Consider the following 12,135-nt stretch of genomic DNA (forward strand, 5'->3'; position numbering starts at 1 on the left):
CGTTCAGGCCGCCTGCCCAGGGGCCGGTGCGGTACCGGCCATGGCCGAACCGACCGCACTCATCCCGAGCTTCACCCCCATAGCATCCGAAGCTCCCCCGGCCGCCGCGTCCTGCTCCGCGACGGCGTACCCACCTGCTGATCGCCAACGGCTGGGCCGACGCCACCGCGCCTTCCGGGTCTGGTCTCCGACACCGTCCACCCCGAGTTCGCCGAAACCCGACGCAACACCGGCCAGCGGCGATCAGGCCTGGGCGGCGGCGACCATTGCGGCGGCGATGCGCTCGACGTCCTCGGTCGTGCTGATGAACGGGGGCATGGTGTAGATCAGATCGCGGAAGGGGCGCAACCACACTCCGGCCTCGACGGCCGCGTGGGTGGCCTTGCGCATATCCACCGGATGGTCGAGCTGGACGACACCGATCGCGCCGAGCACCCGCACATCCACCACACCCGGCAGCGAAAGAGCCGGAGCCAGACCGGCCTTCAACTCCGATTCGATCCGGGTCACCGCACCGCGCCAATCCCGTTGCAGCAGTAGTTCGATCGAGGCCACCGCGACGGCGCAGGCCAGCGGGTTGCCCATGAAGGTCGGCCCGTGCATCAGCCCGCCATGTCCGGCGCTGATGGTTTCGGCGATGCGGGTGGTGCACAGTGCGGCAGCCAAGGTCAGATAGCCGCCCGTGAGCGCCTTGCCGACGCACATCACATCCGGGCTAACCCCGACGTGATCGGCCGCGAAAAGCGTTCCGGTGCGGCCGAATCCGGTCGCGATCTCGTCGAAGGCCAGCAGCACGTCGTATTCATCGCACAGGCGGCGCAGATCGGTCAGATACCGCGGATCGTGCCAGCGCATGCCGCCCGCGCCCTGCACGACCGGTTCCACTATCACGGCGGCGATTTCGTCCGCATGCGCGGCCAACAGTCGCTCGAGTCCGGCCACATATTCCGCCGAGTACTCGCGCGGCGGCATCGGGGCGAAGATCTGCTCGGCGAGCACATCGGTCCACAGCGAATGCATACCGCCCTGCGGATCGCACACGCTCATCGGTGTGAAGGTGTCACCGTGGTACCCGCCGCGCCAGGTGAGCAGCCGCCGCTTGTCCGGCCGCCCCGCCGCGCGCCAGTACTGTAGGCACATCTTCACCGCGACCTCGACCGATACCGATCCGGAGTCACACAGGAACACCTTGTCCAGGCCGGCGGGCGTCAGCTCGACGAGCAGTTCGGACAGCCGGGCCGCCGGTTCATGGGTCAGCCCGCCGAACATCACATGACTCATCCGCTGCGACTGCGCCACCAGCGCGGCATCCAGCACCGGGTGCCGATAGCCGTGGATGGCGGCCCACCAGGAGCTCATCCCGTCGACCAATTCCCGGCCATCGGCCAGTGTGAGCCGGGTGCCGCGAGCACCGGAAACCACCAGCGGTTCGGTTGTCGCAGGGAAGCCGCCGTAGGGATGCCAGACATGCTCGGCATCGATGGCGGTGATCTCTTCCGGGCTCAGGGGGATGGCAGCCGGCGGAGCCGGCGGGGTGGGTGAACACAGAGGGATGGCAGCCGGCGGAGCCGGCGGGGTGGGTGAACTCGGTGCCACAGCAATCCTCGGGGTCGCGCGACGGCCCCGGCCTCCCCGAGGCGCGCTTGAACGGTGTTCAAGTTACCACCCGAGCAGCGTGCGCACGATCCCGCGTCGGCGAATTCCGCACCGGCCCGACCGGCGTGGCGTATCCTTTGACTCAGTCAAAGATTGGGGAGCCGCCGTGACCATCGTTGCCGCCACCGATATCGACGCCGTCCGCGAATTCAACCGCCGCTACACCCGAGTCATCGGCGTGTTGCGCGAGGGCCTGCTCGATAGCGAATACTCACTGACCGAAGTGCGAATCATGTTCGAACTGGCCAACTCCGGCTCCACCGAGGTCGTCACGCTGCGCCGCACGCTCGACCTCGATCCCGGATATCTGAGCCGCATTCTGACCCGCTTCGAGAAGGACGGACTGGTCCAGCGCAACCGCAGCGAGAGCGACGGGCGACGCCAGGAGGTCCGGCTGACCGCGGGCGGCCAGGAGATTTTCGCGGTACTCAACCAGCGGTCGAACAGCGAGGTCGGCCATCTGCTCAATGCGCACGCACCGGCCGAGCGCGCCCGGCTGGTCACCTCCATGCGCACCATCCAGCGCATTCTCGACGGCCAGGGACCGCGTGAGTTGGCGATCCGCGCCCCGCGCCCCGGCGACTACGGGTGGGTGATCCAGCGCAATTCCGCGCTCTACGCGGCCGAATACGGGTGGGACACCAGTTATGAAGCGCTCGTGGCCCGCATCGTCGCCGACTATCTGGACGCACACGACACCCGTCGCGAGCGCGCCTGGATCGCCGAATACGACGGTGAACCGGTGGGCTGCGTGTTCTGCGTGGCAGAGAACGAAACAACGGCCCGGCTGCGGCTGCTGCTGGTGGAGCCGAACGCCCGCGGGCTCGGGGTCGGCTCGACACTGGTCGACCAGTGTCTGCGATTCGCCACCGAAGTGGGCTACCGCGAGATGGTGCTGTGGACCAATGACGTTCTCACCTCGGCGCGGCACATCTATCAACGCGCGGGTTTCGAACTAGTGGAATCGAATCCGCACCACAGCTTCGGCCACGATCTGGTGGGCCAGACCTGGCGACTGACCTTGCCGACGCGAGAGTGACCGCTAGTCGGCCAGCGCCTCGGGCACCCGCCCCAACCACTGCCGCAGCTCAGTCAACCCACGCTCCCCCAGACTCGTCGCGAGCCTGTGCTCGATCCGGCGGATCTGCTCCGCCGCAATGCCGAGCGCCGCGCGCCCCTCGCCGGTCAGCACCACGAGCCGCGCCCGCCGATCGCTCGGATCGACCGTCCGCTCCACATATCCGCACCGCTCCATATGTGCGACCAACTCCCCCATCGACTGCTGAGTCATCCCGGCCTCCTGCGCCAATTCACTGATGCGTGAACCTTCCGGAGCCAGATACCGGAACACCGCGTAGTGCGCGGGGCGTAGATCGTCGCGCAGTGCGGCCCGCAATTCCCGGTTCAGCTCCCGTTCGAAGGCGTGCGTCGCCTGACCGAGCAGCTTCAGCAATGTGGTGTGCGGATCAACCATTGACATATTATGAAGGTTACCTTTATATCTGAAAATATAGGAGAAACGCTCACCTTTCGCAACGGACACCGCATCACCTTCATCGCACAAGATGAAGACGAACACGGCCCATACCTGCGCCTCGAACATCAACTGCCCGAGGCGGACCGGCAGGCGGGCCCGCACTGGCACCCCGAACTCAGCGAATCATGGACCGTGCGCCGCGGTCGACTGCGCTTCAGGATCGACGGCACGGAAACCGTTGTCGGCCCAGGTGACTCGCTCACCGCGCCCCCGCGTGTGGTACACGAATTCTGGAGCGAGGCGCCCGATACGGTCTTCGATCACGAGATCCGCCCGCCGCTACGGCACTGGGAGATGTTCCAGCTGTGGCACGCACTGGACGCCGCGGGCAAGACCACCGTCCGGTCCCGGATGCCACGCAACCCGTTGGCCCTGGCATTGCTGTGGGATTACCAGGACGGCTATATCGCGGGCATCCCGGTCCGACCGCAGCGCGCGGTACTCGGCGGACTCGCCCGGCTGGCCACCCGAATCGGCTACCGGCGGCGCTACTTGGCAACCGGCCCCGACCTGGACTGACTCGCCCGGCCACAACCACCCACACGGAGTGCGCTCCGGCTGACGCTAGTGTCGTTGACATGGCTCAGCCCGACGCAGCGACCGGTGAGGTGACACCCCTCGGTGTCTGGCCCGGCACGGCCTACCCCCTCGGCGCGACCTACGACGGCGCCGGAACCAATTTCTCGGTGTTCTCCGAGGTTGCCGACGCGGTCGAACTGTGCCTGATCGCCAGGGACGGCACCGAAACCCGGGTGCCGCTGGAAGAGGTCGACACCTACGTCTGGCACGCGTATCTCCCGACCATCGGACCGGGGCAGCGCTACGGCTTCCGGGTGCACGGACCCTACGATCCCGAGCACGGATTGCGCTGCGATCCAAGCAAATTGCTGCTCGATCCGTACGGCAAGGCCTTCGATGGCGAGTTCGACAACGACTCCTCGCTCTACACCTACGGCCAGGATTCGCTGGGGCACACCATGACCGGTGTGGTGATCAACCCGTTCTTCGACTGGGGCGCCGACCGCCCGCCGAATCGGCCCTACCACGAGACGGTCATCTACGAGGCGCATGTCAAGGGCATGACCATGACGCATCCGGATATTCCGGAGGAACTGCGCGGCACTTACGCCGGTATCGCGCACCCGGCGATCGTGGAACATCTGAAGGGCCTCGGCATTACCGCGATCGAACTGATGCCCGTGCACCAATTCCTGCACGACCGCGTCCTTTTGGATCAGGGACTGCGAAACTACTGGGGCTACAACAGTTTCGGCTACCTGGCCCCACACAACGAATACGCCGCCAGCCCGCGCGGCGGTGCCGCGGTCACCGAATTCAAGGCCATGGTGCGGGCCCTGCACGCGGAGGGCATCGAGGTGATCCTCGACGTCGTCTACAACCACACCGGCGAGGGCAATCACCTCGGGCCGACCCTGGCCTTCCGCGGTATCGACAACGCCGCCTACTATCGCCTGATCGATGACGACCCGTCGCACTACATGGATTACACCGGCACCGGCAACAGCCTCAACGTGCGCCACCCGCATACGCTGCAGCTGATCATGGACTCGCTGCGCTATTGGATCCTGGATATGCACGTCGACGGCTTCCGCTTCGATCTGGCCGCCACCTTGGCCAGGGAACTGCACGATGTGGACCGCCTGTCGACGTTCTTCGATCTGGTGCAGCAGGATCCGGTGGTCAGCCAGGTGAAGCTGATCGCGGAGCCGTGGGATGTCGGCGAGGGCGGCTACCAGGTCGGCAATTTCCCGGGCCAGTGGACCGAATGGAACGGCAAGTACCGCGACACCGTTCGCGACTACTGGCGCGGCGAACCGGCCACCCTCGGCGAATTCGCCTCCCGCCTCACCGGATCCTCGGATCTGTACGAGGCCACCGGCCGTCGCCCGAGTGCCAGCATCAACTTCATTACCGCGCACGACGGTTTCACGCTGCGGGACCTGGTGTCCTACAACGAGAAACACAATGAGGCCAATGGCGAGGGCAATCGCGATGGCGAGAGCTACAACCGCTCGTGGAACTGTGGGGTGGAGGGACCGACCGACGATCCGGAGATTCGCGCGTTGCGCGCCGGGCAGAGTCGCAATTTGCTCGCGACGCTGGTACTCAGTCAGGGCACCCCGATGCTCGCGCACGGTGACGAGATGGGCCGCACGCAGCAGGGCAATAACAATGTCTACTGCCAGGACTCGCCGCTGGCCTGGATGGATTGGTCACTGATGCGGACGAATTCGGATCTGCTCGAGTTCACCAAGCGAGTGATCGCATTGCGTACAACGCATCCCGTGTTCCGTCGCCGCCGCTTCCTGGCGGGCAGGCCGATCCGTGCCAAAGACCACGCCCGCGATATCGCCTGGCTCACCCCGGCCGGTGAGGAGATGACGCCCGCGGACTGGGACAGCGGATTCGGCAAATCGCTGATGGTGTATCTCAACGGCCTCGGCATCAATGAGCCGGGCCCGCGCGGCGAGCGCATCACCGACGATTCCTTTCTGCTGTGCTTCAACGCGCACCACACCGGCCTCGACTTCGGACTCCCCGGCCCCGACTACGGCGCCGAATGGTCTGTCGCACTGGATTGTTCGGTGCCGGACGGCCGCGCCGAGGCCACCTATCCGGCGGCGAGTGCCATTGCCGTCCCCGCTCGTTGTCTGCTCGTCCTCCACTGCCCCGCATAACCGAAACGCCGATGACCGAGACCCCCAAGATCGAAACGCACACCCATCACACCGATCCCATCTCCCGCGGCCGCGCTATGGCCCGGCAGACCCCGGTCCGCAGCACCTACCGACTCCAGCTGCGCCCGGACACGTTGACCTTTACCGATGCCCGCGCGATCGCGGAATACCTACAGCAGCTGGGGATTTCGCATCTGTACCTGTCGCCGATCCTGACCGCGACGGCCGGATCGACGCACGGCTACGACGTCACCGACCCGACGACGGTCTCGGCGGCCCTGGGCGGCCCGGGCGGACTCAAGGCGCTCGCCGACGAAGTGCGCAGCCGCGGTATGGGTCTGATCGTGGACCTGGTGCCCAACCACGTCGGCGTCGCCGATCCCCGGCAGAACCCGTGGTGGTGGGATGTGCTGCGCAACGGCCGCGAATCGAAGTTCGCGCACTTCTTCGATATCGATTGGAGCGCGGGCAACGGCGCGGGCGGGCGCCTGGCGCTGCCCGTACTGCAGAGCGAGAACGATCCGGCCGCGCTGACCGTCGACCGATCCGGTTCGGAACCGATGCTGGCACTGCACGATCTGCGCTTCCCCATCGCGGCGGGCACCGACGGCGACAATGCGCTGCGCATCCACGACAAACAGCACTACCGGCTGGTCAGCTGGAAGGCCGGACTGTGCACGTACCGACGCTTCTTCGCGGTCAGCAGCTTGGCCGCGATACGTCAGGAGGATCCCGAGGTCTTCGAGATCACCCATCGGGAACTGGCGGCCTGGTGCGAGCACGACCTGATCGACGGCGTCCGGATCGACCATCCCGACGGATTGTCCTATCCCGCCGCGTATCTGGCGAAGCTGCGTCGGCTCATCGGCCCGCACCGGCTACTACTCGTCGAAAAGATCCTCGCCAATCGCGAACCGCTGGACGCCACCCTGCCGGTCGACGGCACCACCGGTTACGACGCCCTGTCCGACTACGGCGGCGTGCTGATCCACCCCGACGGCGAACAGGCACTGACCGAACTGTCGCGCAAACTCGCCGGACACGGCAGCGATCGCGCCTGGATCGGCGAAACCGAACATCGGATCAAACGCGCGGTGGCGGAGAACATTCTGGCCCCGGAGATCCGGCGGCTGGTCGCGGCGATCAAGCGCGATGCCAGGGCCGAGAGCTTCGACACCATGGCATTGACCAACGCCACCATCGAGGTGCTGGCCTTCATGCCGGTCTATCGGGTGGATTACGCACCGCTCGCGGGTATGACCGGCGCGGTGGTCGCCGAGGTGGAGAAGCGCAATAGCGAACTGACGGTGCCGCTGAGCGTGCTGGTGGCCGCGCTGGCCACCGATGGCGAGGCAGCCGTGCGGTTCAGCCAGGTCTGCGGCGCGATCACCGCCAAGGCCGTCGAGGACACCATGTTCTATCAGGCGGCGCGACTGGTCTCCCTACAGGAGGTGGGCGGCAACCCGGCGCGATTCGGCCACTCGCTCAACGAATTCCACCTCTCCAATAGCGAACGCGCGCAGCGCTGGCCCGCCACCATGACCACGCTGTCCACCCACGACACCAAGCGCGGCGAGGATGTGCGGGCCCGGATCGGGGTGCTGTCCCAGGCCGCAGAGACCTGGGCGCGCGCCGTCGAATCCTGGCAGGACGTTGCCCCGGGCCCCGACGGTGCGACCACGCTGTTCCTATTGCAGAACATGTTCGGTATCTGGCCCGCCGACGGCCGCCCCGCATCCTCAGTGGCCGGACTGCGCGAGCGACTGCATCTGTTCGCAGAGAAGGCCATTCGCGAGGCCGGAGTCCATACCTCCTGGGAGGAACCGGATGCCGAATTCGAGACAAAGATGCACGCCTGGCTGGACGCGGTGATCGACGGACCCGTCGGCTCCGAAATCGGCGACCTGGTACACGAACTCGCGCCACACGCCTGGTCGGATTCGCTGTCGCAGAAGCTGCTGCAACTGTGCGGGCCCGGGATCCCCGATATCTATCAGGGCTGCGAGCTGTGGGAGGACTCCCTCGTCGATCCGGACAACCGACGTCCGGTCGACTTTGCGGCGCGCGCGGGCCTGCTGCAATCGCTCACCGGCACACCGGCATTGGACACCACGGGTGCGGCGAAGATGTGGATAGTCGCCTATGCGCTGTGGCTGCGCCGCGAACGTCCGGACTGCTTCGTCGGCGGCACCTATCTGCCGCTGTTCGCCACCGGCGAGCAGGAGAGCAGACTGGTCGCCTACGCACGCGGCCGGGTCGGTGAGATGCCCGAGGTGGTCGTCGCCGCCACCCGGCACAGCCTAGCGCTGGCCGAAACCGGCTGGGGCGATACCACCTTGGAGCTGCCACAGGGCAGCTGGACCGACCGGCTGACCGGCCACACCTTCCAGGGCCGGGCCCGATTGGAGAAACTGTTCGCCCGACTGCCCGTGGCGCTACTAGTGCGCTGAGGCCTCCTCCGGCGCGATCGTGGTGACCGGGCCGGTCTTCTCGATCAGCATCTCGGGCACCATCCCGTCGTGCTCGCGCAGCCAGCGCCGCAGATTCACGGGCCGATAGTCGTCGGCGTCGTGCACGGTGGAGGCCAGGCGCACGCTCCGGTCCCCGTTGGTGTAGAGCCGCCGCCAGGAATCCCAATAGAACCGCGGGTTCCTCGGCTGGCGAATGGTGCGCAGCACATTGAGGATTCGGTATCCGATGCTCAGCGAACCGTGCAGCTCCATATGGTTGTCCTCGGCTCGGCAGCGCTCTGCCAGACCCTCCAGCCGCTCCCGATCGAAGACCAGTCCGACGGCCTCCGCCTCACCCACCATCCAGCGCAGCGTGATGTCGGACAGCCCGCACTGCCGGTAACCGCCACCGATATCGCTGTGCACGCCCTCGAACCACACCTGCTTGACGCGGTCGTAGTCGTGGGAGTACTTCACATCCGGCTCGATCGGCACCTCCCAGAGGCACGGTTCGAAGTTGCGGCGCCGCTCATCGAGGGCGAGGGCCTGACGCGCGCAGTAGACATTGCGCGCGAGCTTCACATCATGGAATCGGTGCCGCAGCGAGGTCAGTCCGGGCACGCCGAGCGCGCCGACGGTATCGAAGACCCCGATGAAGTCGATCTTGGCGGGGCCGTCCCAGCAGTTCGCCTTGCGGAAGTCGATCCACTCCTGCGGCTCCTTCGGATCCGGATTCTCCGGTGTTCGCTGCGGCGCGGGTTGATGGTGAATCCGCAAGGCCTCCGGGTACTTTCCGTCGATCATGGCATCCGGTGTCATGATCCCGATGCGGCCGATCAGACCGGCCAGGCTACGTGCGGTGAACGCGCCACGGCTGAAACCGAAGATGTAGATCTCATCGCCCGGTTGCCAGTTCAGTGCCAGATGCCAGTACGCCGAGGACAGATTCGCCTCGAGTCCGAGTCCGAATGCGCCGCCCATCAGCCGGTCGGCCAGGAAGCCGCGGGCGCCCGGCCCGGAAACATAGCTGACCCACTGCTGGATCGGCTCCCTCGACGGTCCCGGCGCCTCGTACCGGATCGTCTGCGCGATCTTGATGATATTCGATACCGTGCTGCTCGATTCGGCCTTCCAAGTGCCGTCGCAGCAGACCACCAGTCGTTTCATAGGTAAAAATCCTCCGCCCCGAATACCGTCGAAACCTGCGTACTCGACTACCCGAATCATCGGCGGCCCAAGCGGGGACGTTAATGAAAACCTTGCCTTTCAATTGAAAGGACGGGTGTCGGAGGGATTTTCGCGAGTATCGTGGCGCGGCTACAACCAGGTGGGGTCGCCGAAGACCGCACCCGAATCGTCGACCTCGGGTGAGAAGGCGTAGACATAGGCGAATTGCCGCAGAGTAACCGGACCGGTGCAGGAATCGACCTTGATGTGGAAGTCCCGGACCACCGTCTGGATGAGCGTGCCGGGGATCATCTCCTTCTCCGCCAGCGGAACCTCCGCGATCTCACCCGGGCTGAGGTTCAACGTAACCACCGGGTTGGGATTGACCAAGATGGGGACGTCGAGCCCGCCGCCCCCGCCGCCCCCGGGCCCGCTGATCTCGTTCCCGCTGATCTCGTTCCCGCTGATCTCGTGCGCGTTGCTCCCGTGCCCATTCCAGTTGGCCCAGTTGGGCACGTTCGGCCTATTGGGCCCGTTCGGCGGGTTCTGTGTGATCGGCACAATCGGCGGGTTCTGCGTGATCGGCGCAATCGGCACGTTCTGCGTGATCGGCACAATCGGCACATTCGGCGTGGCCGGCACGCTCCGCGCGATCGGCGCAATCGGCGTGGTCGACACGTTCGGCAGGCTCGGTGGGATCGGCACGCTCGGGCGGCTCGGCGTGATCGGCACGCTCGGTGCGATCGGCAGGGTCGGCGTGATCGGCACGCTCGGTGCGATCGGCGCGCTCGGCACGCTCGGTGCGATCGGCGCGCTCGGCAGGGTCGACGTGATCGGCACGCTCGGTAGGGTCGGCGTGATCGGCACGCTCGGCAGGGTCGGCGTGATCGGCACGCTCGGCAGGGTCGGCGTGATCGGCAGGCTCGGCGTGGTCGGCGTGGTCGGCGTGGTCGGCGTGGTCGTGTCCGCCGCGTTGTTCCAGGGCAGAGGTATAGGGATGATGAGGTCGGGTGTCGCGCCGAGGGTGCCCGTACCGATCGTCACCGCACAGCCGACGTGGTAGCCAACCTTCAGCCTGCCCAATGCCGCCGCATCGACCTGACCGTAGACAGTGGTGGTGACCAGCGCCTCCCGAGTAGTTCCCACCTGATTCAGCGGCGCGATCCGGTTGATGGTCTCGTCCCTGCTGCCCACCATGATGTTGCCGCCGATCGGCGAGACGAAGGTCTTCTCGTGCGGCGCCATCGAGACGACCTCGGCCGATGCGGACGCCATCGACGACATTGCGGCGATCAAGACGCTGCCGCCCACCAGCGCTATCTCCGTCAACTTCGAGGGCATAACCGCACTGTAGTAGCACACGGCTATGGAAATAGGCTGTGACACGGCTCCGCATCCGATCGAACATCACCGTAGCCAACGGCTACGGTGGGCAGATGCTCCATGGAAGAGAAGCCGAACAAGCACAGATCGATCGGCTTCTCGAGCAGGCACGGGCGGGCCGCAGTGGGGCGCTGGTGCTGCGTGGGGAGCCGGGGATCGGCAAGACGGCGCTCTTGGATTATGCGGCGGCGCAGGGGATCACCTCGGTGCGCAGTGCCGGGATCGAGTCCGAGGCGGAGTTACCGTTCGCGGGGCTGCACCTGCTGATCAAGCCGGGGATGGCGCTGGTCGACGGGCTGCCCGCACCGCAGCGCGATGCGCTGCGCGGGGCCTTCGGGCTGGCACACCATGATCCGGCGGATCGGATGCTGATCGGGTTGGCGGTGTTATCCCTGCTGGCCGAGGAGGAGGGGCCGCTGCTGTGTCTGATCGATGACGCGCACTGGCTGGATCGGGCGACGGCGGACACGCTGCTGTTCGTGGCGCGGCGCCTCGATGCCGAGGGGGTGGTGATCATCTTCGCGACGCGGACCGGCGACCAGGACTTTCCCGCACCCGGACTGCCCGAACTCGTGCTGACCGGTTTGCCGCAGGAGTCGGCCGCCGCACTGGTGGACAGCCGCGCTCCGGAGCTGACACCCGCCATGCGCTATCGGCTGCTCGCCGAGGCGGGCGGTAATCCACTCGCGCTGCAAGAGCTGCCCGCCGTATTGGCCGCCGAGGCAACGGGATCGGGCCATACCAGCGGGCCGAATCCGCTGCCGTTGACACAGCGACTCCAGGTCGCCTTCCACGGCCAAGTGACCAGACTCCCCGCCGCCACCCGGACATTGCTGCTGGTGGCCGCCGCCGCGGGCACCGACGATCTGACCACGATGCTGCGCGCCGCCGACGGACTCGGCGCACGGCTGCCGGACCTGCAACCCGCCGCCGACGCCGGACTCGTCCACAGCGACGGACAGACCATGCGGTTCCGTCATCCGCTGCTGCGCTCGGCCGTCTACCAGGGTGCGGCACTGACCCAACGCCTCACCGCCCACGCCGCCCTGGCCGCCGCACTGACCGAACCCGAGAACGCCGACCTGCGCGCCTGGCATCTGGCCTCGGCAGCGACCGGACCGGATGAAACCACCGCCGCCGCCCTCGAGGACACCGCCGATCGCGCCCGCCGCCGCAGCGGCTACTCAGGCGCCGTCGCCGCCTACGAGCGCGCGGCGGGTTTGAGCACCGATGCGGCGGCCCG

The 12,135-nt window shown here is 66.7% G+C and carries 10 protein-coding genes; 6 read left to right on the forward strand and 4 right to left on the reverse strand.

Going from position 1 to position 12,135, the window contains the following annotated elements:
* Nucleotides 1–243 precede the first annotated feature (243 nt).
* On the reverse strand, nt 244–1,512 hold the full coding sequence (locus ABZW16_RS18285; RefSeq protein WP_354957085.1) for an adenosylmethionine--8-amino-7-oxononanoate transaminase: 1,269 nt from the start codon (nt 1,510–1,512) through the stop codon (nt 244–246).
* 250 nt (nt 1,513–1,762) lie between these two features.
* Between ABZW16_RS18285 and ABZW16_RS18290 the strand changes: the two genes are divergently transcribed.
* Entirely contained in the window at nt 1,763–2,695 is a 933-nt protein-coding gene (locus tag ABZW16_RS18290) for a helix-turn-helix domain-containing GNAT family N-acetyltransferase (protein WP_354957076.1), read from the forward strand.
* A gap of 3 nt (nt 2,696–2,698) precedes the next feature.
* On the opposite strand, the gene ABZW16_RS18295 is transcribed toward ABZW16_RS18290, so the two are convergent.
* Complete coding sequence (locus tag ABZW16_RS18295; protein WP_354957077.1) at nt 2,699–3,130, reverse strand: MarR family transcriptional regulator; 432 nt, start codon at nt 3,128–3,130, stop codon at nt 2,699–2,701.
* A gap of 9 nt (nt 3,131–3,139) precedes the next feature.
* On the opposite strand from ABZW16_RS18295, the gene ABZW16_RS18300 reads away from it, so the two are divergent.
* The 3 genes from ABZW16_RS18300 (at nt 3,140) to treY (ending at nt 8,342) form a co-directional block, all read left to right on the forward strand.
* Nucleotides 3,140–3,712, forward strand: a complete 573-nt coding sequence (locus ABZW16_RS18300) for a cupin domain-containing protein (protein WP_354957078.1) — start codon at nt 3,140–3,142, stop codon at nt 3,710–3,712.
* A gap of 59 nt (nt 3,713–3,771) precedes the next feature.
* Nucleotides 3,772–5,892 (forward strand): glycogen debranching protein GlgX, encoded by a 2,121-nt coding sequence (gene glgX / locus ABZW16_RS18305; protein WP_354957079.1) that lies wholly within the window; start codon nt 3,772–3,774, stop codon nt 5,890–5,892.
* 77 nt (nt 5,893–5,969) lie between these two features.
* Nucleotides 5,970–8,342, forward strand: a complete 2,373-nt coding sequence (gene treY / locus ABZW16_RS18310; RefSeq protein WP_354957086.1) for a malto-oligosyltrehalose synthase — start codon at nt 5,970–5,972, stop codon at nt 8,340–8,342.
* Here treY and ABZW16_RS18315 read toward each other — a convergent pair.
* Entirely contained in the window at nt 8,331–9,509 is a 1,179-nt protein-coding gene (locus ABZW16_RS18315; RefSeq protein WP_354957080.1) for a DUF2235 domain-containing protein, read from the reverse strand. The genes treY and ABZW16_RS18315 overlap by 12 nt on opposite strands.
* 150 nt (nt 9,510–9,659) lie before the next feature.
* Nucleotides 9,660–10,754 (reverse strand): MspA family porin, encoded by a 1,095-nt coding sequence (locus ABZW16_RS18320; RefSeq protein WP_354957087.1) that lies wholly within the window; start codon nt 10,752–10,754, stop codon nt 9,660–9,662.
* Between ABZW16_RS18320 and ABZW16_RS18325 the strand changes: the two genes are divergently transcribed.
* The gene (locus ABZW16_RS18325; RefSeq protein WP_354957088.1) at nt 10,681–10,863 is read left to right on the forward strand and encodes a hypothetical protein; all 183 of its coding nucleotides are present in this window, start codon (nt 10,681–10,683) and stop codon (nt 10,861–10,863) included. The two genes, ABZW16_RS18320 and ABZW16_RS18325, sit on opposite strands and share 74 nt — an antisense overlap.
* Before the next feature lie 82 nt (nt 10,864–10,945).
* The coding region (locus tag ABZW16_RS18330; protein ID WP_354957081.1) for an AAA family ATPase at nt 10,946–12,135 on the forward strand (1,190 nt) is incomplete at its 3' end.

Source organism: Nocardia sp. NPDC004604, from assembly GCF_040609795.1.
In the GTDB taxonomy this organism is placed as follows: domain Bacteria; phylum Actinomycetota; class Actinomycetes; order Mycobacteriales; family Mycobacteriaceae; genus Nocardia.